Below are 22601 nucleotides of genomic sequence, written 5' to 3'. Positions count from 1 at the left end.
TCCCAAAATAAAACGGCGGGGAAATCCCCGCCGCTCCGATGTTATCTCGGAAAGACCGGCTTACGCCATGGCCTTCTGCAGGTTCTGATCGATCTTGTCGAGGAAGGCGGTGGTCGAGAGCCACGGCTGGTCGGGGCCGATCAACAGCGCCAGGTCCTTGGTCATGAAACCGGATTCGACGGTGTCGACGCAGACCTTTTCCAGCGTGGAAGCGAACTTGGCGAGCTCGGCATTGTCGTCGAGCTTGGCGCGGTGGGCGAGGCCACGGGTCCAGGCGAAGATGGAGGCGATCGAGTTCGTCGAGGTTTCCTGTCCCTTCTGGTGCTGGCGGTAGTGGCGGGTGACCGTGCCGTGAGCGGCTTCGGCTTCGACCGTCTTGCCGTCGGGCGTGAGCAGAACCGAGGTCATCAGGCCGAGAGAGCCGAAGCCCTGGGCAACGGTATCGGACTGGACGTCGCCGTCATAGTTCTTGCAGGCCCAGACGTAGCCGCCGGACCACTTGAGCGCCGAGGCGACCATGTCGTCGATCAGGCGGTGTTCGTAGGTGATGCCGGCTTCCTTGAACTGATCCTTGAATTCGGTCTCGTAGACTTCCTCGAAGATGTCCTTGAAGCGGCCGTCATAGGCCTTGAGGATGGTGTTCTTGGTCGACAGATAGACCGGCCACTTGCGCATCAGGCCGTACATCATCGAAGCGCGGGCGAATTCGCGGATCGATTCATCGAGGTTGTACATCGCCATGGCAACGCCGGCGCCCGGTGCGTTGAAGACTTCCTTCTCGATGACGGTGCCGTCTTCGCCGACGAACTTGATCGTCAGCTTGCCCTTGCCGGGGAACTTGAAATCGGTGGCGCGGTACTGGTCGCCGAAGGCGTGGCGGCCGACGACGATCGGCTTGGTCCAGCCGGGAACGAGGCGCGGCACGTTCTTGCAGATGATCGGCTCGCGGAAGATGACGCCGCCGAGGATGTTGCGGATCGTGCCGTTCGGGCTCTTCCACATTTCCTTGAGGTTGAATTCCTTGACGCGGGCCTCATCCGGCGTGATCGTCGCGCACTTGATGCCGACGCCATACTTCTTGATGGCGTTGGCGGCATCGACGGTGACCTGGTCGTTGGTGGCGTCGCGGTTTTCGACCGAGAGGTCGAAATAGTCGATGTCGAGGTCGAGATACGGATGGATAAGCTTATCCTTGATGAGCTGCCAGATGATGCGCGTCATTTCATCGCCGTCGAGATCGGCGACGGGATTGGCGACCTTGATCTTGTTCATGTATCTGCCTCGTTCGAGCTTCAATGGGGACCGGCGTCCCGGGTGGGTGATATGATGAGGAGCGCTATAGCATTGTGATCAGGGAACGCAAAGCTGCAAGGGGCTCGACAATGCGTTTTTGCCGCCATTGCCAAGCGCCGGAAATTGGCTAGTGTCCGCCTCGATCTGCCGTCCCGGACATTCGACCATGAAGACATTCGCCGTTGTTATCGCAAGCGTTATCGCCTTTTCCGGCATCGGCCATGCCGCCGACATTACCGCTCCCGTGAAGGAGATCATGGAGGCGACCAAGAGCAATTGGGCCGACAATAACAGCGACTGGACCGACATCTTCGATGCGAGCCGGCTTGACCATCTCTACAGCCGCGATTTCGTCGCGAAGTACCAGGCGGCGGCACAGTTTCCTGCCGTCGACGATGACGGCATTTCGCCCTTCGACTACGACGTTATCGTCAATGGCCAGGAGGCCTGCCCGCTGGAGGATTTGACGATGGCGGCAGCGCCGGTGGTCGACGGCATGGCCGAGGTGACGGTACGCTTCCGAAAATCCGCCTGCTCGGCGGCGCCCGATGCCAAGGAGTATACGACCGTTCGTTTCCTGGTGGTCGAAGAAGGCGGCAAGCCCGTCATCGACGATATCGTCACCGAGAATATCGAAACGCAGGCGCGCGATTCCCTGAAGGCGACGATGGCGCTGATTGCCAAGGGCCAATAGGCGCGCGACATTCGAGAGCATCGGGGTGATCTCAGGCGGTTTGATTTCCGCTCTTGCGGCGGTATCTGTTGATCCCTGGGCGGCATGAGGGGCTTCTGCATTTGTTTTCCGGTTTTCAGTTCCGCGACTGGCTGCTTGCCAACGATCCGGCGCTTTCGCGCCTGCGCATGGCTTCGCGGGTGACGCTGACGATCGTTTTCTCCTTCCTGGTCCTCCTCGCCATCCAGATGTTCATCGTGCCGTTGCCGACCGCGGCTTTCGGTCTTGGCATCGTGCTGTCGATCGAGGGCGGGGTGGCGGTTCGCGACAAGGGCAATACGCGACAGCTGGTGACGCGGCTTTTCGGTTGCGTCGCAAGTCTTGGCGTCGTCGCCATCGCGGCGGGCCTCGAGGATCGCCGTTTGCTCTCCGATCTCGTCTTCCTGGTGGTGATCGCGCTCGCATCGGCGGGCCGCGTGTTCGGGCCGCGCGGTTTTGCGATCGGCATGTTCGCCTTCACCTCCTATTTCATGGGGTCCTATTTCCGGCCTTCTCTTGCCGAGCTGCCAGCGGTGGCGATCGGCCCCGTCGTCTCGGTGCTCGTTGGCCACCTGGTGAGAGCCGTGCTCCTGCCGAACGACTGGCGGCGCGACCTGCTGCGCTCGCTCGAAAGCGTGCGCGGCCGGATCAACCAGATCCTCTTCAAGCTCGCCGCCCTTGCCGGTGGCGCCGAGATCGGCGAAGCCGACCGGCAGGAGCTGCGCCAGCTGGAAGACCGGCTGAAGGAAGTGGTGCTGATGGCCGAGACCTTCATTCCACGCCCGCCGGCCGGCGTCTTCGACGGTGCTTCCGATCCCGCCGCGGAATTGGCGATTCGGCTCTTCGATGCACATCTCGCTGCCGAAAGCGCGATCGTGGTGAGCTTCCAGAGCCTGCCGCCCTTTGCGCTCGTCCATGCCGTGATCGAGGCCGACAAGGCGGAGCTCGCCACCTATGAGGGGATGGCCGAAGCCATCAAGGACGAGCCGCAAGGCGAAACCGTGCGGGCGCTACTCTGGCTCGGCGAGGCGCGGCAGCAATTGACGCAGGCGATTGGCGAGGGGCAGGCTTCCGGCTTTGCCGGCATCGATGCCGTCAAGGACACGGCACAGCCCGAGAAGATCGACTTTTCATTCGCCAATCCGCTGCTGCGCTCGGCGCTGCAGATCACGCTCGCCTCGGCGCTCGCCATGGGCTTCGGCCTGCTCTTGTCGCGCGAGCGCTGGTTCTGGGCGGTGCTTGCCGCCTTCCTTGTTTTCACCAACACCAATTCGCGCGGCGACACGGCGATGAAGGCGCTGTCGCGCTCGCTCGGCACGGTGTTCGGGATTGCCATCGGTCTCGTGCTGGCAACGCTGATTTCGGGTGAGCCTGTCATCGCCATTCCGGTCGCCGGCATCTGTATCTTCTTGGCTTTCTATTTCCTGCAGGTCTCCTACGCGACGATGACCTTCTTCATCTCGATCGTGCTCTGCCTGGTCTACGGCATGACTGGGGTGCTGACGCTCGATCTCCTGCAACTGCGCATCGGGGAGACCTTGATCGGCGCGGTGGCCGGGACGGCGGTTGCCTTCCTGGTCTTTCCGGCACGCACGCGCGGCGCGCTTGATGCCGCACTCGCCCGCTGGTTTCAGGCGCTGGACGAGTTGTTGAGCGCGATCGGCGATGGCAAGAGCGGTTTTGCGCTGATTGCACTGTCGCAGAAGATCGATGCCTGTTACCGCGACGTAACGGTGGCGGCGCGGCCGCTCGGCTCGTCCTGGTCGGTGGTGACGCGGCCCGGCGAGATCCGCCAGACGCTGGCGATCTTCCTCTCCTGCACCTATTGGGCGCGCATCCTGGCGAAGAGCTACGCAGCGCCGGTCGAGGCTGACGAGATGAAGAGGCTGATCGCGTCGGATCTGGCGCTAATGAAGAATGCGGCCCCGCGCGGCTCGACCTGTTTCTTCATCGAGCGCAAGGCGTCGCGGACGACAAGGCGGCACCTGCCGCTGTCGCGCGAAGGCGCCAGACTCGGGCTCGAAATGATCGGTTCGGCGCTGGAAAGGCTCTATCCGCAGGCTGATGTCTTGCCGTTTGCGCCGGGCGAGGTTATTGCGCGCTCGAAACAGGGATAGAACCATGGCAGGCACGAACAGCGAGCGTCAACTTCTGGCCGAAGGGCCGGCCATCATTCTGGTCGAGCCGCAGATGGGCGAGAATATCGGCATGGTGGCGCGTGCCATGGCGAATTTCGGCCTTGCTGAACTCCGCCTCGTCAATCCGCGCGACGGCTGGCCGAACGAGAAAGCCTTGGCGACCGCCTCCAAGGCCGATCACGTGATCGAGGCAACCAAGGTCTACGATACGCTGGAGCAGGCGGTCGCCGACCTTAATTTCGTCTATGCGACGACGGCGCGCGAGCGCGACGGCTACAAGCCGGTGCGCTCGCCGGTCATTGCCGCCGAGACGCTCCGGGCGAGGTTTCGCGCCGGCGAGGGAACCGGGATCCTCTTCGGACGCGAGCGCTGGGGGCTGACCAACGAGGAGGTGGCGCTTGCCGACGAGATCGTCACCTTTCCCGTCAATCCGGCCTTTGCGTCGCTGAACATCGCCCAGGCGGTGCTGCTGATGTCCTATGAATGGATGAAATCCGGCATGGAGGATCTCGGCGCCGTGCCCTTCCAGGCGATGGGGCAGACGCCTTCGACCAAGGAACAGCTGTTCGGCCTGTTCGACCAGCTGGAAGAGGCGCTCGATGCGCGCGGTTATTTCCATCCCGCCGGGAAAAAGCCGAAAATGGTCGACAATCTGCGCGCCGTTCTATCTCGCCGGGCCTTCACGGAGCAGGAAATCAGCGTGTTGCGCGGCGTCATCTCCTCCCTCGACCGTTTTTCGCGCAAGAGCCCGCGCGGCGGCCGGTTCCCGACAGCGGCCAAGGAAACACCGCCAGATGACAGCGCCGACGCATGAGCTGAAACCCGTCCTCGTCTTCGATTCCGGCATTGGCGGGCTGACCGTCTTGCGCGAGGCGCGCGTGCTGATGCCGGAACGCGGCTTCATCTATGTCGCCGACGATGCCGGCTTTCCCTATGGCGGCTGGGAGGAACAGGCGCTGAAGGAGCGGGTAATCGGCCTCTTCGGCCGGCTGCTCGAAGAGCACGACCCTGAAGTCTGCATCATCGCCTGCAACACGGCCTTCACGCTTGTTGGTGCCGATCTGCGCGCCGCCTTTCCCCAGATGACCTTCGTCGGCACCGTGCCGGCGATCAAGCCAGCAGCGGAGCGCACGCGGTCCGGCCTGGTCTCGGTGCTCGCGACGCCGGGCACGGTCAAGCGCGCCTATACGCGTGATCTCATCCAGTCCTTCGCCCAGCAATGCCATGTCCGCCTCGTCGGCTCGGAGAACCTGGCTCGCATGGCGGAGGCCTATATTCGCGGCGACACCGTCTCCGACGACGCCGTGCTTGCCGAGATCGACCAATGCTTCGTCGAGAAGGACGGACGAAAGACCGATATCGTCGTGCTCGCCTGCACGCATTATCCCTTCATGGCGAACCTATTCCGGCGGCTTGCGCCCTGGCCGGTCGACTGGCTCGACCCGGCCGAAGCGATCGCGCGCCGCGCCCGCACACTGGTGCCGCTGATCGCAGACGCTGTGCATCCCGACAATTTCGACTTCGCGGTGCTCACCTCGGGCAATCCCGATTTTGCGACCCGGCGGCTGATGCAGGGATTCGGATTGAGGGCGTAGCTCGGCGAAGAGATGCGCGATCACGGCGATGGATCAATTTCCCGGATGATGCCAGGAATTGTCCTGTGGGTTGGCGAAAACCGATCCTGAAAAACCGCGCATTCTTTGATAGACGGGGCGATGCCGTTTCGGAAGAATGGCGCTTCGTTCATGTGAGTCTCTTCGCCGCGAGGGTATGCATTGCAGGTTGGCATCGATATGGGATTGGCGTCCGGCGCTCCGGCGACGCTCGATATCGAGGAGCTGCTGGCGACACGTCTGCTCGTGCAGGGCAATTCCGGATCGGGCAAGTCGCATCTGCTGCGCCGCCTGCTCGAGCAATCGGCGCAATGGGTGCAGCAGGTCATCATCGATCCAGAGGGTGATTTCGTCACGCTCAGCGACAGGTTCGGCCATGTCGTGGTCGACGGTGAGCGCACGGAGGCGGAGTTGGCGGGCATCGCCAACCGCATCCGTCAGCATCGCGTTTCCTGCGTGCTGACGCTCGAAGGCCTCGATCTCGAAGACCAGATGCGCGCTGCAGCCGCCTTCCTCAACGGCATGTTCGATGCCGATCGCGAATACTGGTATCCGGTTCTCGTCGTGGTCGACGAGGCGCAGATGTTTGCGCCATCGGTCGGCGGCGATGTCTCGGAAGATGCGCGCAAGATGTCGCTCGGCGCGATGACCAACCTGATGTGCCGCGGCCGCAAGCGCGGCCTTGCCGGCGTGATCGCGACACAGCGGCTTGCCAAACTCGCCAAGAACGTCGCGGCCGAGGCCTCGAATTTCCTGATGGGCCGCACCTTCCTCGATATCGACATGGCGCGCGCCGCCGACCTGCTCGGCATGGACCGGCGCCAGGCCGAGATGTTCCGCGACCTGAAGCGCGGCAATTTCGTTGCCCTCGGACCGGCGCTGTCGCGCCGGCCGCTGCCGATCCAGATCGGCGCGGTGGAGACCTCGGCGCGCTCTTCCAGCCCGAAACTGATGCCGCTGCCGGATGCGCCGCAAGATGTCGAAGACCTGATCTTCACGCCCGATCCGGAGGAATTCCAACGCCCGCTGGTGCGCCGCGCCCCGCCGGCGCCGCGGCCGACGACCGATATTCTGGCCGAACTCTCGCGCTCGACGCCGGCGGCATCGGCTGCACCTGCGGAGGCGAGGGCGAGCCAGGTGGAAGTCTCCGCCGAAGAGCGGGAGGAGCGCCTTGCCGGCGTGCTTGCCGAAATCCTCGACGATCCCACCTCCGCCTTCCGAACCGATTCGGTGCTTTACCAGGACTTTCTGGTAAGGCTGCGTATGCGCCGGGTACCGGGACCGCCGATCGCGCTGCCGGATTTCCGCCGGCGCGTGGCGATCTCGCGCTCCGGCGTCGATGCGACGACGGCTGCGACCGATACCTGGGCAACGGCGCTGTCGCTGTCATCAGGTGTCACCGACGACCTGCAGGGCGTCTTCCTGATGCTCGCCAAGGCCGCCGTCTGCGGCGAGCCGTGCCCGTCGGACGCCCGCATCGCCCGCGCCTACGGCACCCATTCCGCCCGCCGCGCGAGGCGCCTGCTCGGCTATTTCGAGGAGCAGGGCATCATCGTCGTGCACGCCGATTTTTCCGGCAAGCGTATCGTCGCTTTCCCTGATATGGACTGCCAGACGGCGCCGGGCGACGCCAACGGACCCGACACGGGCGACCGACCGCTGGCGGCGGAATAGTGGCGCTTTCGGGGTTGCCGCTGTTGACATTTTCATGACGGCCCTCTAAAGACCGCCGCAAGCACCGGGCAGCAATGTCCGGTGTTTCATTTGACATGTCCCGTGGATCGTTCCTGTTCGCTAACCGGAACATCCTGTCAGGTCTTGGAAGAGACCAGAGGAGGGCGTGTTTCCTTCGTGCGGTTTGGCAACAAGCCGTCATAAACCTTTGAAAGGAAATACGATGAGCAAGCGCGAATCGTCTAAGTACAAAATTGACCGCCGTATGGGTGAAAATATCTGGGGCCGTCCGAAGTCCCCGGTGAACCGCCGCGAATACGGCCCGGGCCAGCACGGCCAGCGCCGCAAGGGCAAGCTTTCGGACTTCGGTGTGCAGCTGCGCGCCAAGCAGAAGCTTAAGGGTTACTACGGTGACCTGCGCGAAAAGCAGTTCCGCGCGATCTTCGCCGAAGCCGACCGCCGCAAGGGCGACACCTCTGAAAACCTGATCGGCCTCTTGGAATCGCGCCTCGACGCGATCGTCTATCGCGCCAAGTTCGTTCCGACGGTCTTTGCTGCCCGTCAGTTCGTCAACCATGGCCACGTCTCGGTCAACGGTGTGCGCGTCAACATCGGTTCTTATCGTTGCAAGGCCGGCGACGTCATCGAAGTTCGCGAAAAGTCGAAGCAGCTGGTGATCGTTCTGGAAGCCGTCAGCCTCGCAGAGCGCGACGTTCCCGACTACATCGAAGTCGATCATAACAAGATGGTCGCAACCTTCGGCCGCGTCCCGACGCTCAGCGACGTTCCGTTCCCGGTCGTCATGGAACCGCACCTGGTCGTCGAATTCTATTCGCGTTAATGCATTCGTCTCGCAGTCGAAACCGATTGCGAGACAACAGCATGCGTCGATATACGGAAAGCCGCTCTTTGGAGCGGCTTTTTTGCGATCTGGAGAGAAGCGATGGCAGATTTGCAGGCGACCCTCGATAGCATTTACGCCGATATCCAGCCGCGGATCGGCGAGGGCAGGGTCGCGGACTATATTCCCGAGCTGGCCAAGGTCGATCCGCAGCAGTTCGGCATGGCGATCGTCACCGTCGACGGCAAAGTCTATCGCGTCGGCAATGCCGATACCGCTTTCTCGATCCAGAGCATATCGAAGGTCTTCATGCTGACGCTGGCGCTCGGCAAGGTCGGCGAAGGGCTGTGGAAGCGTGTCGGACGCGAGCCCTCCGGATCGGCTTTCAACTCGATCGTCCAGCTCGAGCACGAGAGCGGCATTCCCCGCAATCCCTTCATCAATGCCGGCGCGATCGCCGTTAGCGACGTCGTCATGGCCGGCCATGCGCCGCGCGAGGCAATCGGCGAGCTGCTGCGTTTCGTGCGTTATCTCGCCGATGACGAGTCGATCACCATCGACGACAAGGTGGCGCGTTCGGAGACGCAGACGGGCTACCGGAATTTTGCGCTTGCCAATTTCATGCGCGCCTACCGCAATCTCGACCATCCCGTCGACCACGTGCTCGGCGTCTATTTCCATCAATGCGCGCTGTCGATGAGCTGCGAGCAGCTCGCCCGCGCCGGGCTGTTCCTGGCGGCGCGCGGCAGCAATCCGACGACCGGCCATTCGGTGGTCTCGCCGAAGCGGGCGCGGCGTATCAATGCGCTGATGCTGACCTGCGGCCATTACGACGGTTCGGGCGACTTCGCCTATCATGTCGGCCTGCCCGGCAAGAGCGGCGTCGGCGGCGGCATCTTCGCCGTGGCGCCGGGCATCGCCTCGATCGCGGTGTGGTCGCCGGGACTGAACAAGGTCGGCAATTCACAGCTCGGCGCTGCGGCGCTGGAGATGCTTGCGGCGCGCACCGGCTGGTCGGTTTTCGGAGATTGACGCTGTGTTGCCAGGCGGCTTTCTGCTAGAGCAAACGTGGATTTTCTGTAGGACGAAGCAATGAATATCGCAGCCAAGATCGCCGATGATTTGGAAACCGGCGAAGCCGACACCAGTGGCCATGCGCTGTTTGCCGATGCGCCGCGTTCTGTCTCCTTCAACAAGCTGCGCAAACGCCTGCTCCGCCAGGTGCGGCAGGCCTTCGACGATTTCGACATGCTGAAGGGCCAGAAGCGCTGGCTGGTCGGCCTTTCCGGTGGCAAGGACTCTTATGGGCTGCTGGCGCTGCTGCTCGATCTCAAATGGCGCGGCCTGCTGCCGGTCGAGCTCATCGCCTGCAATCTCGACCAAGGCCAGCCGAATTTTCCGAAACATGTGCTGCCGGACTATCTCACCAAGATCGGCGTCCGCCATCGGATCGAATATCGCGACACCTATTCGATCGTGAAGGAGAAGGTGCCTGAAGGCGCCACCTATTGCTCGCTCTGTTCGCGGCTGCGCCGCGGCAATCTCTACCGCGTCGCGCGCGAAGAGGGGTGCGATGCGCTGGTGCTCGGCCATCACCGCGAAGACATTCTCGAAACCTTCTTCATGAATTTCTTCCATGGCGGCCGGCTCGCCTCGATGCCGGCGAAGCTTTTGAACGACGAGGGCGACCTGATGGTGCTGCGGCCGCTCGCCTACGCTGCCGAGGACGACCTCGCGAAGTTCGCCGCCGCCATGCAGTTTCCGATCATCCCCTGCGATCTCTGCGGCTCACAGGACGGGCTGCAGCGCAATGCGATGAAGGACATGCTCGCCGATATCGAGCGGCGCATGCCCGGCCGCAAGGACACGATGCTGCGAGCGCTTTCGCATGTGAACCCGTCGCATCTGCTCGATCCGAAACTTTTCGACTTTTCCACTCTTGGTGTCACAGACCCTTCATGAAGGCCCGGCTAAGCAGGCTGCTCATGCATGAAGGACAGGATTTCGCATGACCATTTCAGATCAGGATATTCTCTTTCTCGGCGATTGCGTGAGGCAAGCGGCGCAAGCGGAGATCATGCCGCGTTTTCGTAGTCTCGGCGCGGGCGATGTTTCGGAAAAGACCTCGGCGATCGATTTGGTAACGCAGGCGGATGTGCTTGCCGAAGCCCATATCACCGCGGCGCTGAGAGAGCGTTTTCCCACGGCACTCATCGTCGGCGAGGAGGCCTATGATGCCGACCGGTCGGTCGTGCCGGCCCTTGCCGAGGCCGAGGTTGCCTTCGTCATCGATCCCGTCGACGGCACCTTTAATTTTGCCGCGGGGCTTCCGGTTTTCGGGACAATACTGGCAGTGACGGTCAGAGGCGAGACGGTCGCTGGCATCATTCACGATCCCGTTCTCGGCGATACGGTGACGGCGATCAAAGGGGCCGGCGCCTTTCTGACCCGCCAGGACGGGCAGTCGACCAAGCTGAAGGTCGCCGAGCCTGCCAGCCTGAGCCAGATGGTCGGCGGCCTGTCGTGGGGTCATATGGATGAGCCCGACCGCTCGCGTATCTGCGCCAACATGGCGAAGGCCCGGATGACCTTCGCCTTCAATTGCTCGGCCTACGAATATTGGATGGTCGCCGCCGGCAAGATGCATTTCATCGGCCATGCGAAGCTGATGCCCTGGGACCACCTGGCCGGTGTGCTCGCGCATCAGGAGGCCGGCGGCCATACGGCGAAATTCGACGGCACCCCTTATCGACCCGGCGAGACGAGGGGCGGGATCATCTCCGCGCCCGATCGGGAAAGCTGGCAGCTGATCCGGCATGAGATCGTCGGCATCTGATTCAAGGTTCTTCTGAGAGACCTAAGCGTGAGGATTTGACATGACTTCGATTGTCGACGTGACCGTTCTTGCCGATCTGCTGCGCCGCGCGGCGAAGGCGGAGATCCTGCCGCGCTTTCGCCGGCTCGGCCAGGGCGAGGTGCGCGCCAAGAGCGAGGCGACCGATCTCGTCACCGAGGCTGATGAGCAGGCGGAACGGATGATCAAGGCGGAAGCTGCGCAACTCTGGCCGGGCGCACTCTTCCTTGGCGAAGAATCGGTCGCGGCCAATCCCGATTTGCTCTACGGGCTCGCACATGCCGATCTCGCGATCGTCGTCGATCCGGTCGACGGAACTTTCAATTTCGCCTCTGGCATCCCGGCCTTCGGCGTCATGGCGTCCGTTATCTCCGGCGGCGAGACGGTTGCCGGCATCATCTACGATCCGATGGGCGACGACTGGGTGATGGCGGAAAAAGGCGGCGGCGCCTGGCTGCGGCGGCCGGATGGCGGCGCCGAGCGGCTCTCGGTCGCAGCTCCCGTGGGATTGGAACATATGGTCGGCATGGCCTCGACCGGCTACCTGCCGAAGGAGAAGCGCGCCGAGGTGCTCGGCAATCTCGCCAAGGTACGCTTCCTCACCAATTACCGCTGCGCCGCCCACGAATACCGCACCTTTGCCGGCGGGTATGTGCATTACCTCATGTACAACAAGCTGATGCCGTGGGATCACCTTGCCGGCACGCTGATCTCGCAGGAGGCCGGCGCCTATGCGGCGCGCTTCGACGGATCGCCCTACCTGCCGCATCATCTCGACGGCGGGCTGCTGATTACCCCGACAAGGCCTCATGGGACGTGTTGCGGCGTGAGGTTTTCACGGTCTGAACACTCGCCTCAAAGCGTAGAGCCTTTACTGCTGCCCTCATGCTATAGGACAGCGAGAATGTGCTCCCACGCCAGTCGTCCCAACTCTGCGTCGGCTTCGTCACTTCCACCGTGAGCGTGCAGCGATGATCGGGAAGTCGTTTCGCCCGGCAGCAGAATGCGATGGCCCGCATTTTCTCCCAGCACAAGCTGGGTAAGTAAGCCCGAATCTGCGCGCCGCCGAACAAGTGATGCGGCAAATTTGTCTGATGGCCAGAGCGCGTCATCGCATCCTGCTACGAGCAGAATTTCGGCATTCGTTTTCTCCAAAGGGATAGCCGCTGCGTCGATCTCTGACTCGTGCACTTGAAGGCATCGTTCGAACAGGCCCCGATAGGCGACCAGCTCGTCTCTGTATTCCCGCACCCATTCTGGGTCTGACGAAACAAAAGGAAGCGGTGTACCTCGCAATGTCCACGACGAGCGCTCGGGCCAGCTGATGCCATCAAGCCCTGGACCAATATTTCCCCAGACGACTGAAGAAGGGCTTATTGCCACGACCGCGTTGATGCGCGGATCGTATACCGCTGTGAGCAGCGCAGCTTCGGCGCCTTTCGATGTTCCCACCAGGACGATGCGTTTACAACCGAGTTCGATCAAGTAGTCCGTGGCAGAGAAAAAAGTTTCCAGCGGCACTTCGCAAATGCCTGGCACCTGGCCTTCGCCGCCGAACCAGCGAAGCGCTATGACCGTTGCCGCCTGGCTCGCAAACAACCTGGCGCGGGCCACATCGACCCGGCCACTGGAGCCGCCGAGTACCACAACGCCAGTGCCGGTATCTGGTTTGACTTGAAATATCTCACCCTGCAATGGCGGGGGGAGACGTTGATATTCTGCATCCAAAACCAGGCTCCTTCTTCCAGGGGGCATCCAGATTTAGGAACGTGCCGAGTTTGCCATCTAATGCAATGCCGCCGGGGATCAACCGTTCCGGCAGATTTCCCATTTCAGAAGTGAGCAGCACCCGGATCGAGCTGCGGGCTGTCGCCGGGGTGGGTGAAAAGCTTGCCGTTTTCGGCCCAGAGGGTGGCTGCGATGGTCACCGCGCCGAAGAGCGCAAAGCCGCCGAAGAGCGGCTGCACCGTGCCGTTGAACATCTGGCCGACCAGGCCGCCGAGAATGGCGCCGGCGGTCGTCGAAACGAAGCCGGTGATGGCGGTCGCCGTGCCGGCGAGATTGCCCATCGGTTCGAGGCTGATGGCGGTGAAATTGGTGGCGATCACGGCAAACATCATCAGCACGATGGTGAAGATGCCGTAGGCGACGGCGAAATCCGGCTTGCCGGCCAGCGAATAGAAAAAGCCGGCAGCCGACAGCGCCGTGAAGATCAGCAGGGCAGCGTGCGAGATGCGGCGCATGCCGAATTTGCGCACGAAGAAGCCGTTGGCGAAATTGGCGACGGCGATGCCGCCGGCGGTGGCCGCAAAGGCGATCGGCAACCAGTCGCCAAGGCCATAGACCTCGCCGAAGACCTGTTGCACCGAGATCACATAGGCGCTGATGACGCCGGTGAACATGGTGAGGCCGATCATGTAGCCGCAGGTGATGCGGTTGGTGAGCACGGTCTTGAAGCCATCCACGACGGAGCCGACCGACAGTGGCAGCCGCTCTTCCGGCGGCAGCGATTCCTTCAGCCGCAGGAGAGCCCAGACGAACAGGACGGTAGCGATGATGCCGAGCAGGATGAAGATCCAGTGCCAGTTGGCATAGAGGATGATGAGCTGGCCGACGGATGGGGCAACGATCGGCACGATCATGAAGACGATCATCACATAGGACATGACACGGGCCATTTCGCGGCCACCGAAGCAGTCGCGCACCATGGCCATGGTGGTGATACGCACGGCCGCACCGCCGATACCCTGGACAAAACGCATGACGAGCAGCATTTCGAAGCTGCCGGTCGCTGCGGCGGCAAACATTCCGACAATATAGCAGGCCAAGCCGCCGAGCAGGATGTTGCGGCGGCCGAACGTATCCGAAAGGCTGCCGAAGAAGATCTGCGAGACGCCGAATCCTAAGAAGAACACGCCGATGATCAACTGCGCGTCGTTGGTATTGGTGACGCCGAGGGAATGGCCGATATTGGGCAATGCCGGCAGCATGCTGTCGATCGCCATAGCAACGCTGGCGGTCATGATGGCGATGGTAACGACGAATTCGCCAAAACCCATGCCGATGCGGCGGGAGCCCTGGTTTTCCTGGTGCGGTTTATGCGGCGGCGTCATGTGGTGAAATCCCGGATGTAAATGGGGCCTGCCGTTCAGACGGCTGGGTTCTGCGATTGGAAGAGGCGGCCCTTCTCGGCGATCAGCACGAAGACGAGCCCGATGATCGACACGGTGAAATAACCGGCGACCATCGGCAGCGCAGTGCCGTCGAAGGCCTGGCCGATGCCGGCGCCGATGATGGCGCCGCCGACCGTGCTCATGAAGCCGAGGACCGAGGAGGCGGTGCCGGCGACGTGGCCGAGCGGCTCCATGGCGAGTGAATTAAAGTTCGAGCCGATCCAGCCGAACTGGAACATGGAAAGGCCGAAGAAAGAGATGAACAGAGCGAAGGGCATCGGCTCGGTGCTGGCCATCTGGACGATCAGCCAGATGGTATTGATGGCGATGAAGCCGATGAGCGAGCCATGCGACAGGCGGCGCATGCCGAGCTTGCCGACGAAGCGCGAATTGAAGAAGGACGATAGTGACATGAAGATCGCCACGCCGGCAAAGGCGAAGGGGAAATAGACGCCGAGATCGTAAATGCCGACATAGACTTGCTGGGCCGAATTGATGAAACCGAACAGCGCGCCGAAGATGAAGGTGCTGGCAATGGTGTAGCAGAGTGCGACGCGATTGGTCAGCACCAGCTTGAAGGCGCCGAAGATCGAGCGGGCGGTGAAGGGCCTGACATTGGCGGGATGGAGGGTTTCCGGCAGGCGCAGATAGGCCCAGACGGCAATAGCAGTCGCCATGGTGGCGATGAAGAGGAAGATCAGGTGCCAGTTGCCGAAGAACATGACGACCTGGCCGGTGCCGGGCGCAATCACCGGCACGATCATGAAGACCATCATGATCAGTGACATGACTTCGGCCATCTGCCGTCCGCCATAGATATCGCGGACGATGGAGATGGTGATGACGCGGGTGGCCGCCGAGCCGATGCCCTGGACGAAGCGCAGCACCAGCAGGCCGGCGAAGGAGGGAACGAAGACGATGCCGATGGCCGAAACGATATAGACGACGAGGCCGAACAACAGCGGCGTGCGGCGGCCGAAGCGATCGGAAAGCGGTCCGTAGAAAAGCTGGGCGCAGCCGAAGCCGAGCAGATAGGAGGAGACGACGAATTGCCGGTGGTTCTCGCTCTCGACGCCGAGGCTCGCGCCGATCTGCTGCAAGGCCGGAAGCATGATGTCGATTGCCAGCGAGTTGATGGCCATCAGGAATGCGGCAAGCGCGATGAATTCTCGCTTGCCCATGGGCAGGCGGCCCGCGGACACGGCTTGTGATGAATCTGTCACAATGAAATTCCCATAAACAGGTCGAGGCGCTGCTGGCCGCAGCGCCTCGAACTCAAGAAACAGATTTGGAAACCGGGCGGACGTCCGGTGACCGGTCAGGCGGCGCCGCGAACGGTGATGCCATTTTCCTGGAGATGCTGCTGCAGCTCACCAGCCTGGAACATTTCCCGGACGATGTCACAGCCGCCGACGAACTCGCCCTTTATGTAAAGCTGCGGGATTGTCGGCCAGTTGGAATATTCCTTGATGCCCTGGCGGATTTCCGAATCGGCGAGCACGTTGACGCTCTTGTAGTCAACACCGATGTAATCAAGAATTTGCACGACCTGCCCGGAGAAACCGCACTGCGGAAACTGCGGCGTGCCCTTCATGAAGAGGACGACGTCGTTGGTCTTGATTTCGTTGCCGATGAATTCGTGAATGCCGCTCATGGGACCTAATCCTTTCAACAGGCGGGTTAAAGGCCCACCGTTTCAATCGTTGCCTTTAGATAGCATGCGACAGCAGGAATTCCAGCCGCCCGAGCCAAAAAAATACCAATTGGGGCAGGCCGTTGAAGGGGTTGTTGCCGTCGCGCTACTGCACATCAAAGTGCGACAGCGTCCTTTGCGCGTCCTCAAAAGACCCGCGGCCCTGCAGCGGGGCAGAATTCGTCCGAAAACCGCTCACATTTTCATCGGGGCTTAGCTACGCGCTGACGGCTGCGGCCAGCGGCGGTGCGGCGCTTGCTGACCTGTTTGCGGGCGGGCTTGGGCTTGGCCGCGGCCGCCTTGCGCGCAGCCGCCGTCGTTGCGGCGGGGCGTGTCTTACGCTCCCTGCGCTTCGTCGTGACGCGGCCGGTGGTTTTCTTCAGGATCTCCTTCAGCACGCTGTCGACGACGCCTGATATCAATTCTTTGACTAGGTCGACCACAAAACCCCTCCGTTCGTGATGGAAACGACATGGCTGCTATTGAATTCCGGAAGAGTTCGGTTAGCAAGACGGCTTCGAGACCATGGCTGCTTTTTGCCCATATCAGTGGCGCAGCGGCCGGATCGCAGCAACATGCCGGCCAATCGCCCGGCCGGAAGAGCGAATGAAACTGATCGAGAAGCGGGTCGTCCTGCATTTCCCGGGCTTCGAGCCGCTGGACGGCATTGCCCACAGGGGGCGCTACGAGCGTTCGGCCAGGCAGAGTGCTGCCGTCTGGGGCTATTCGGTTGAGACGGGGGCAGCGGACGAGCGGAGCGATCTGATCAGTTTCGAGGTCAGGACGGCTGAGAGGGTAGCGGCGCCCGAGGCAGGGACCGGTTCCCCCGGCTGGCAGACGAAGAGCCACATCCATGTGGTCGATCACGATATACTGGTGCGCAAGCTGCGTGCCGGCAACACGCTGAGCCAGATCATTGCGGGCTTCCGAAGCTGCGCAGAGATCATGTTCGAAGGCGGCATGCGGGGGTATTTCCGCCATGCCTGGCGCTTCGGCCTGTTCTTTCTGTTCCCGTTCCTGCTGACGGCGCTGGCGATCGTGCTGACGGCGCAGATCGCCATCGTGCCCTATGGTCTCGGCTTTTCGCCGTGGCATGTGCTGTGGAGCGGACCGCTGGCGTTTTGTTTCTTCATCTTCGCCTTCCTGCCGTTTTCCGAACGTTTCCATACACTGCATCTCTTTGCCGATTGGAAAATGGCCGTGGCGCTCGGCCGCATGGACCGGTCAGATTTCAACGACTGGCTGGAAGACCGGGCCGCTACCGTGCGCAAGGCGCTTGACGAAGAGGCGGACGAATATGTGATCTCTTCGCACAGCATGGGATCGAGCGTCGCCGCCCATGTCATCGGCATTTTGCTGGAAAGGGAGCCGGAGATCTTCAAGGGCAAGCGTGTGGTGTTTGCCACACTCGGCAGCGCTATTCTGCAATGTGCGCTCATGTCATCGGCAACGCTGCTTCGCGCCCGCGTCGGGCTGATCGCCCGCTGTCCCGATATTTCCTGGCTCGACGTGCAGTGCCTGACGGATTCGATCAATTTCTACAAGGTGCCGGTCGTTGCCGTCTCCGGCCATGCGGATGCGCCTCAGGCAAAGATGATCCTGATCCGCGTCAAGCAGATGCTGACGCGCGAGCACTACCGCAAGATCCGCAAGGACCAGCTGCGCGTCCACCGGCAATATGTGCTTGGGCCTGATCTGCAGGCGCCCTTCGATTTCACGCTTTTGACATCCGGGCCGATGCCGGCCTCGGTCTTTGCCGATCCCGACAAAAAGAGAATGCCCGGCTGAGGGCCGGGCATCGTCATCGGGATTGCGTCGGGCTCTATTCCGGCGCGGAGGTCTGCAGCGCCAGCGCGTGCAGTATGCCGCCCATATTGCCCTTCAGCGCCTCGTAGACCATCTGGTGCTGCTGCACACGGCTCTTGCCGCGGAAGGCTTCGGCGACGACTTCGGCGGCGTAGTGATCGCCGTCGCCCGCCAGATCGCGGATCGTCACCTTGGCACCGGGAATCCCAGCCTTGATCATGTCTTCGATATCGCCGGGTTTCATGGCCATGATCGTTACTCCTTGCGCATCATTCCGCAGCAAGTTCGCCGCGGCCTTCCATGAAATCAGGGAACCACGATTCATGGGCATCGCGCAATTGCTGAATCGGCAGCGAGATGAGATCTCCGACAATGAGCGCCGTTCCTCCGACCGTGCCGAGACGGCGGAAGGGAACGCCGCCACCTTCTGCATTGACGCAGACGAAATCGGCGACATCGGCAGGCAACGTCAGGACGTAGCGCGCCTGATCCTCACCGAAGAGCAGCGCATGCGGTGAGCCTTTGCCTTCGCTCAGATCGATCGTCAGGCCTTTGCCCGAGGCCATCGCCATTTCGGCGAGCGCCACGGCAAGGCCGCCTGAGGAAATGTCGTGGCAGGCGGTCGCCTGGCCGTTGCGGATCACGGAGCGGACGAAATCGCCATTGCGTCTTTCGGCGAACAGATCCACTTCAGGAGCCGGACCTTCGCTGCTGGAAAGCACATCGCGGAGATAGACGGACTGGCCGAGATGGCTGCCGTCGACGCCGATCATGATCACCTTGTCGCCATCGTTGGCGCTGCCGATGCGGGTCATCTTGCGCCAGTCCGGCAACAGGCCGACGCCTGCGATCGTCGGGGTCGGCAGGATGGCGACGCCGTTGGTCTCGTTGTAGAGCGAAACGTTGCCTGACACGATCGGGAAATCCAGCGCGCGGCAGGCCTCGCCAATGCCTTTCACCGCCTGAACGAACTGGCCCATGATTTCTGGCTTTTCGGGATTGCCGAAGTTCAGATTGTCGGTGGCGGCGAGCGGTTCGGCGCCTGTCGCGGTGATGTTGCGCCAGCATTCGGCGACCGCCTGCTTGCCGCCTTCGAAGGGATCCGCCTCGACATAACGTGGGGTGACATCGGAGGAGAAGGCAAGCGCCTTGAAGGGATGGCCGTCGACACGTACGACGCCGGCATCGCCGCCCGGAAGCTGCAGCGAATTGCCCTGGATCAGCGTATCATATTGCTCATAGACCCAGCGGCGGCTCGACTGGTTGGCGGAGCCGACGAGTTGCAGCAGCGCCTGGCCGTAATCCTGAGGAGCGGCGACGAGATTGGCGGGCAGCGGGGCATGCTTGCCGGATTCGCGCCAGGGGCGATCATATTCCGGTGCCTGGTCGCCCAGATCCTTGATCGGCAGGTTGGCGACTTCCTCACCCTGGTGCATGACGCGGAAGCGCAGATCGTCGGTCGTCCAGCCGACGATGGCAAAGTCGAGGCCCCACTTGACGAAGATCGCCTTGGCTTCCTCTTCCTTCTCCGGCTGCAGCACCATGAGCATGCGCTCCTGGCTTTCCGACAGCATCATTTCGTAGGCCGTCATCCTCTCTTCGCGGACCGGCACCTTGTCGAGCTCGAGCAGGATGCCGAGATCGCCCTTGGCGCCCATTTCGACGGCCGAGCAGGTGAGGCCGGCCGCACCCATGTCCTGGATGGCGATGACGGCGCCGGTCTGCATCAGCTCGAGGCAGGCTTCCAGCAGGCACTTCTCGGTGAAGGGGTCGCCGACCTGAACGGTCGGGCGCTTCTCTTCGATCGATTCGTCGAATTCGGCCGACGCCATCGTCGCGCCGCCGACGCCGTCGCGGCCAGTCTTGGCGCCGAGATAGACGACCGGAAGACCAACGCCCTTGGCTTCGGACAGGAAGATGGCGTTCGACTTCGCAATACCGGCGGCAAAGGCGTTGACGAGGATGTTGCCGTTGTAGCGGGCGTCGAACTCGACCTCGCCGCCGACCGTCGGCACGCCGAAAGAATTGCCGTAGCCGCCGACGCCGGAGACGACGCCGGAGACGAGGTGGCGGGTCTTCGGATGATCCGGTTCGCCGAAGCGCAGCGCGTTCATCGCAGCGATCGGGCGCGCACCCATGGTGAAGACGTCGCGCAGGATGCCGCCGACGCCGGTCGCAGCACCCTGATAAGGCTCGATATAGGAGGGGTGGTTGTGGCTCTCCATCTTGAAGACGACGCAATCGCCGTCATCGATGTCGACCACGCCGGCATTTTCGCCCGGGCCCTGGATGACGCGCGGCCCCTTGGTCGGCAGCGTGCGCAGCCACTTCTTCGAAGATTTGTAGGAGCAGTGCTCGTTCCACATGGCCGAGAAGATGCCGAGTTCGGTAAACGTCGGTTCGCGGCCGATCAGATCCAGAATGCGCTGGTACTCGTCCGGCTTCAGGCCATGGCCCGCGATGAGTTCCGGCGTGATCGGGATGGTATTTGGAATGGTCATGAGCGGAAAGTCCCTGGCGCGTTTTGCGCTGTCTTTAGCTTATGTAGCGGCAATGCGCGACAGGAAAATGCCCGCCGTCAACAGAGGGCGGGCAGGCTTTCTTCGCAAAGGCGGCAACCACTCAGAACTTGTAGCCGATCTGCAGACCGGCGCGCGTCATGCCGTCGTTCGGCCCGTCGCAGAGATTGGCGTGCGAGGAGTGGGCGATCTGAGCCATGACGTTCCAGTGGGCGTTGAAACGATAGCCGGCACCCAGATATTCGTGGAAGAGGACGCGACAGCCGAGTTCCGGGCCGTCATCGTCGCCCTCGAGATCGCCGGTATGGATGACGCCGCCGAAGCCGGCTTCGGCAAAGAGCCTTTCGTTGAAATCGACCGTCCAGGTGAAACCGGTGAAGAACTGGGTGGCTTCGCCCGACGTGCCGATCGAGGTGCCGAGATGGACGCGGGGATGCAGCAATTGTTGCTGCCAGCCGACCGCCGTATCGTAGCCGAAGGGATCGAAGAGAGCGGTAATTTCGGGAAAGACGCCGTCTTCCCTGGAGTGGCCCGATTGCACCGAGGCCGAAGCGCCGAACCGCAGTTCATCGAATATCTGCTCGCCGGCAGTTGCCGAGCTCACAACCGAGATGGTGGCTGCCGCTGCTAATGATGCCATACCAAAAAACGCAACGCGATCTTTCCGAAGTCGGCCCTCATTTGCTGTTCTTTGATTCGCGTCAGACGGGAACAACAAAGAGGTAACATGGAGGTTGAGTCGGTGAAGCGCTCCGAATAGGCTCCGGCGTTTTTTCCGAATTATGACGTGTATTTGCAACAGGTCATATTTCGCCGTCATAGGCGGATCCGCCGTTTTCCAGCAGCCGGCGCAGGATCATCAGGCCTGAGATCAGTTCCTGCCCCGTCTTCGGCGAGGAAAAACCGATGCGAACGCGATGATAAGGTCGCTCTCCGCGCGCCGACTTGAACTCGTCCTCGTCGTCGACGAGCACGCCGTCGCGGAAGGCGGCATTCTTGAAGGTGCCCGACATCCAGGGTTCCGGCAGTTTCAGCCAGAGGAAGGGCGCGTGCGGATGCGATTCGAAATCGAAGCCCTGCAACTGCTCGCGGGCGAGCCGGACGCGCCGGGAGAGTTCCTCGACACTTGCCTTGCGGATCTCGTGCGCCATGCCGCCTTCGACGAGGCGCGCGCAGGTCTCCGCCAGGATGAAGGGCAGGCCGCCGGTGATCATCCTGTGCGTCACCTTGATGCGCTGGGCAAAATGCGGCGGGCAGGCGACCCAGCCGCCGCGCACGCCGGCGGCGACCGATTTCGACAGGCCATTGACGAGGAAGGTGCGATCGGGCGCGATCGAGGCGAGCAGTGGCGTATCGTCGTCGGCCATGCCGCCGTAGAGGTCGTCTTCGATCAGCCAGACCCCGTGTTTCCTGGCGATTGCGGCGATTGCCGCGCGCCGCTCATAGGGCATGATCGCCAACGTCGGATTGTGGACGGTCGGCATCAGGAAGGCGATCTTCGGATGCTGCTGCTGACAGAGCCGCTCGAAATCCTCTGGAATTACGCCCAGTTTATCGGAATCGACCGTCAGCGTGCGGCGGCCGAGAAGGCGGGCGCTGCGGCTGACCTGGGTATAGGTGAGATCCTCGAAGACGATTTTGTCCCCCGGCGCCGAGACGGCGGCGATGACAGCAATCGCCGCTGCATGGGCGCCGAGCGTCGGCACGATGTTTTCGACCTCCGGCGTCCAGCCGCTGCGGGCAAGCCACAGGCGGCCGGCCTCGAACCAGTTGCGCGGAAAACTCCGGGAATAGGAGGAGATTTCGGCAAGATGCTGCTCGCCGATCTCGGCGAGGATGCCAGCGATGATCTTGCCCTGGCCGAGATCGGGAGCGGCTGTCGTATCGAAGCGGATTTTGTTGGCTGGCGCATCCTGGATGCGGGTGCCGCCGAGTGACACGGTCAGCGGATCGATCTGTTCGCCGGGCGGCGTTTCGGAACGGTTCAGCACATAGGTGCCGCGCCCCACTTCGCCGGCGACCAGGCCGCGCTCATGTACCAGCGCATAGGCGCGGCCGATCGTGCCGATCGTCACGCCGATGTCGTAGGCAAGGTTGCGTTGCGGCGGCAATTTGCTGCCGGCGGGCAGGGCGCCGCTTGATATGGCGGATTCGATGCTGTCGGCAAGCCGGAGATAGACCGGCCCAGAGCCGCGGGAAATATCGGGAAGCCAATTTGTCATGGTGACAATTGTATATATTGGCACATTGTATCGGTCAAGCGTATGAGTCAATTCCAACGGCAA

General features: G+C 62.2%; 20 protein-coding genes and 2 pseudogenes. 11 read left to right on the top strand and 11 right to left on the bottom strand.

Features of this window, described 5'->3' with window-relative positions:
* Positions 1–60 precede the first annotated feature (60 nt).
* Positions 61–1272 (bottom strand): NADP-dependent isocitrate dehydrogenase, encoded by a 1212-nt coding sequence (locus BA011_RS08535; protein ID WP_065280120.1) that lies wholly within the window; start codon positions 1270–1272, stop codon positions 61–63.
* Between the two features lie 187 nt (positions 1273–1459).
* On the opposite strand from BA011_RS08535, the gene BA011_RS08530 reads away from it, so the two are divergent.
* The 4 genes from BA011_RS08530 to murI all read left to right on the top strand — a co-directional run bounded on the left by BA011_RS08530 (position 1460) and on the right by murI (position 5738).
* Complete coding sequence (locus BA011_RS08530; protein ID WP_065282456.1) at positions 1460–1987, top strand: hypothetical protein; 528 nt, start codon at positions 1460–1462, stop codon at positions 1985–1987.
* A 95-nt stretch (positions 1988–2082) separates the two neighbouring features.
* Positions 2083–4122: an FUSC family protein gene (locus tag BA011_RS08525; RefSeq protein ID WP_065282455.1), complete on the top strand. Its 2040-nt coding sequence runs from the start codon at positions 2083–2085 to the stop codon at positions 4120–4122.
* A 4-nt stretch (positions 4123–4126) separates the two neighbouring features.
* Positions 4127–4957 carry an RNA methyltransferase gene (locus BA011_RS08520; RefSeq protein WP_018483700.1) on the top strand — a complete coding sequence of 277 codons (831 nt, stop codon included), beginning with the start codon at positions 4127–4129 and terminating at the stop codon, positions 4955–4957.
* Positions 4938–5738: a glutamate racemase gene (gene murI / locus BA011_RS08515; RefSeq protein WP_065280119.1), complete on the top strand. Its 801-nt coding sequence runs from the start codon at positions 4938–4940 to the stop codon at positions 5736–5738. Before BA011_RS08520 ends, murI begins: the two co-directional genes overlap by 20 nt.
* A 20-nt stretch (positions 5739–5758) precedes the next feature.
* Here the strand turns inward: murI and BA011_RS46095 are convergent, their stop codons facing one another.
* Positions 5759–5890 carry a hypothetical protein gene (locus BA011_RS46095; RefSeq protein ID WP_257785314.1) on the bottom strand — a complete coding sequence of 44 codons (132 nt, stop codon included), beginning with the start codon at positions 5888–5890 and terminating at the stop codon, positions 5759–5761.
* A 28-nt stretch (positions 5891–5918) separates the two neighbouring features.
* On the opposite strand from BA011_RS46095, the gene BA011_RS08510 reads away from it, so the two are divergent.
* From BA011_RS08510 to BA011_RS08485, 6 genes and pseudogenes are all read left to right on the top strand, one after another.
* Positions 5919–7430, top strand: coding sequence for an ATP-binding protein (locus BA011_RS08510; protein ID WP_065280118.1), 1512 nt, complete (start codon positions 5919–5921; stop codon positions 7428–7430).
* Positions 7431–7653: 223 nt separating this feature from the next.
* Positions 7654–8271 carry a 30S ribosomal protein S4 gene (gene rpsD, locus BA011_RS08505; RefSeq protein WP_003540107.1) on the top strand — a complete coding sequence of 206 codons (618 nt, stop codon included), beginning with the start codon at positions 7654–7656 and terminating at the stop codon, positions 8269–8271.
* A gap of 102 nt (positions 8272–8373) precedes the next feature.
* On the top strand, positions 8374–9303 hold the full coding sequence (locus tag BA011_RS08500) for a glutaminase (protein WP_065280117.1): 930 nt from the start codon (positions 8374–8376) through the stop codon (positions 9301–9303).
* 60 nt (positions 9304–9363) lie between these two features.
* Entirely contained in the window at positions 9364–10233 is an 870-nt protein-coding gene (gene ttcA, locus BA011_RS08495) for a tRNA 2-thiocytidine(32) synthetase TtcA (RefSeq protein ID WP_065280116.1), read from the top strand.
* A gap of 46 nt (positions 10234–10279) precedes the next feature.
* Positions 10280–11107 (top strand): inositol monophosphatase family protein, encoded by an 828-nt coding sequence (locus tag BA011_RS08490; RefSeq protein ID WP_065280115.1) that lies wholly within the window; start codon positions 10280–10282, stop codon positions 11105–11107.
* A gap of 40 nt (positions 11108–11147) precedes the next feature.
* Positions 11148–11971, top strand: a pseudogene (locus tag BA011_RS08485) (inositol monophosphatase family protein).
* Positions 11972–12013: 42 nt separating this feature from the next.
* On the opposite strand, the gene BA011_RS08480 reads toward BA011_RS08485, so the two are convergent.
* The 5 genes from BA011_RS08480 to BA011_RS08460 form a co-directional block, all read right to left on the bottom strand.
* Positions 12014–12880 (bottom strand): acyl-CoA thioester hydrolase/BAAT C-terminal domain-containing protein, encoded by an 867-nt coding sequence (locus BA011_RS08480; protein ID WP_151343409.1) that lies wholly within the window; start codon positions 12878–12880, stop codon positions 12014–12016.
* Positions 12881–12957: 77 nt separating this feature from the next.
* Positions 12958–14238 carry a multidrug effflux MFS transporter gene (locus BA011_RS08475; protein WP_065280113.1) on the bottom strand — a complete coding sequence of 427 codons (1281 nt, stop codon included), beginning with the start codon at positions 14236–14238 and terminating at the stop codon, positions 12958–12960.
* A gap of 35 nt (positions 14239–14273) precedes the next feature.
* A complete protein-coding gene (locus tag BA011_RS08470; protein WP_065282454.1) occupies positions 14274–15479 on the bottom strand; it encodes a multidrug effflux MFS transporter in 1206 nt (401 codons plus the stop codon).
* A gap of 137 nt (positions 15480–15616) precedes the next feature.
* On the bottom strand, positions 15617–15952 hold the full coding sequence (grxD, locus tag BA011_RS08465) for a Grx4 family monothiol glutaredoxin (RefSeq protein ID WP_018242201.1): 336 nt from the start codon (positions 15950–15952) through the stop codon (positions 15617–15619).
* A 242-nt stretch (positions 15953–16194) separates the two neighbouring features.
* A complete protein-coding gene (locus BA011_RS08460) occupies positions 16195–16434 on the bottom strand; it encodes a hypothetical protein (protein WP_065280112.1) in 240 nt (79 codons plus the stop codon).
* Positions 16435–16597: 163 nt separating this feature from the next.
* Between BA011_RS08460 and BA011_RS08455 the strand changes: the two genes are divergently transcribed.
* Positions 16598–17779, top strand: a complete 1182-nt coding sequence (locus BA011_RS08455) for a hypothetical protein (protein ID WP_065280111.1) — start codon at positions 16598–16600, stop codon at positions 17777–17779.
* Positions 17780–17813: 34 nt separating this feature from the next.
* Here BA011_RS08455 and BA011_RS08450 read toward each other — a convergent pair whose 3' ends face one another.
* The 4 genes and pseudogenes from BA011_RS08450 to BA011_RS08435 form a co-directional block, all read right to left on the bottom strand.
* Positions 17814–18047, bottom strand: coding sequence for a BolA/IbaG family iron-sulfur metabolism protein (locus BA011_RS08450; RefSeq protein ID WP_003579540.1), 234 nt, complete (start codon positions 18045–18047; stop codon positions 17814–17816).
* 19 nt (positions 18048–18066) lie between these two features.
* A complete protein-coding gene (purL, locus tag BA011_RS08445) occupies positions 18067–20298 on the bottom strand; it encodes a phosphoribosylformylglycinamidine synthase subunit PurL (protein WP_065280110.1) in 2232 nt (743 codons plus the stop codon).
* A 121-nt stretch (positions 20299–20419) separates the two neighbouring features.
* A pseudogene (locus BA011_RS08440) lies at positions 20420–20997 on the bottom strand (acyloxyacyl hydrolase).
* Positions 20998–21119: 122 nt separating this feature from the next.
* Entirely contained in the window at positions 21120–22538 is a 1419-nt protein-coding gene (locus tag BA011_RS08435) for a PLP-dependent aminotransferase family protein (RefSeq protein ID WP_065280108.1), read from the bottom strand.
* Positions 22539–22601 lie beyond the last annotated feature (63 nt).

The sequence above is a fragment of the Rhizobium leguminosarum genome, assembly GCF_001679785.1.
Classification (GTDB): domain Bacteria; phylum Pseudomonadota; class Alphaproteobacteria; order Rhizobiales; family Rhizobiaceae; genus Rhizobium; species Rhizobium leguminosarum_R.
Note: the sequence above shows the minus strand (reverse complement) of the source record. Positions and strands in the feature narration are given on the sequence as shown.

Bases quoted from the DNA above. Each gene is read 5' to 3' on its own strand.
- BA011_RS08475 (WP_065280113.1), bottom strand. From the start codon at position 14,238: ATGACGCCGCCGCATAAACCGCACCAGGAAAACCAGGGCTCCCGCCGC.
- BA011_RS08490 (WP_065280115.1), top strand. From the start codon at position 10,280: ATGACCATTTCAGATCAGGATATTCTCTTTCTCGGCGATTGCGTGAGG.
- BA011_RS08500 (WP_065280117.1), top strand. From the start codon at position 8,374: ATGGCAGATTTGCAGGCGACCCTCGATAGCATTTACGCCGATATCCAG.
- BA011_RS08530 (WP_065282456.1), top strand. From the start codon at position 1,460: ATGAAGACATTCGCCGTTGTTATCGCAAGCGTTATCGCCTTTTCCGGC.
- BA011_RS08455 (WP_065280111.1), top strand. From the start codon at position 16,598: ATGAAACTGATCGAGAAGCGGGTCGTCCTGCATTTCCCGGGCTTCGAG.
- grxD (WP_018242201.1), bottom strand. From the start codon at position 15,952: ATGAGCGGCATTCACGAATTCATCGGCAACGAAATCAAGACCAACGAC.
- BA011_RS08435 (WP_065280108.1), bottom strand. From the start codon at position 22,538: ATGACAAATTGGCTTCCCGATATTTCCCGCGGCTCTGGGCCGGTCTAT.
- rpsD (WP_003540107.1), top strand. From the start codon at position 7,654: ATGAGCAAGCGCGAATCGTCTAAGTACAAAATTGACCGCCGTATGGGT.
- BA011_RS08450 (WP_003579540.1), bottom strand. From the start codon at position 18,047: ATGGCCATGAAACCCGGCGATATCGAAGACATGATCAAGGCTGGGATT.
- purL (WP_065280110.1), bottom strand. From the start codon at position 20,298: ATGACCATTCCAAATACCATCCCGATCACGCCGGAACTCATCGCGGGC.
- BA011_RS46095 (WP_257785314.1), bottom strand. From the start codon at position 5,890: ATGAACGAAGCGCCATTCTTCCGAAACGGCATCGCCCCGTCTATCAAA.
- BA011_RS08535 (WP_065280120.1), bottom strand. From the start codon at position 1,272: ATGAACAAGATCAAGGTCGCCAATCCCGTCGCCGATCTCGACGGCGAT.
- BA011_RS08470 (WP_065282454.1), bottom strand. From the start codon at position 15,479: ATGGGCAAGCGAGAATTCATCGCGCTTGCCGCATTCCTGATGGCCATC.
- ttcA (WP_065280116.1), top strand. From the start codon at position 9,364: ATGAATATCGCAGCCAAGATCGCCGATGATTTGGAAACCGGCGAAGCC.
- BA011_RS08520 (WP_018483700.1), top strand. From the start codon at position 4,127: ATGGCAGGCACGAACAGCGAGCGTCAACTTCTGGCCGAAGGGCCGGCC.
- BA011_RS08480 (WP_151343409.1), bottom strand. From the start codon at position 12,880: ATGCCCCCTGGAAGAAGGAGCCTGGTTTTGGATGCAGAATATCAACGT.
- murI (WP_065280119.1), top strand. From the start codon at position 4,938: ATGACAGCGCCGACGCATGAGCTGAAACCCGTCCTCGTCTTCGATTCC.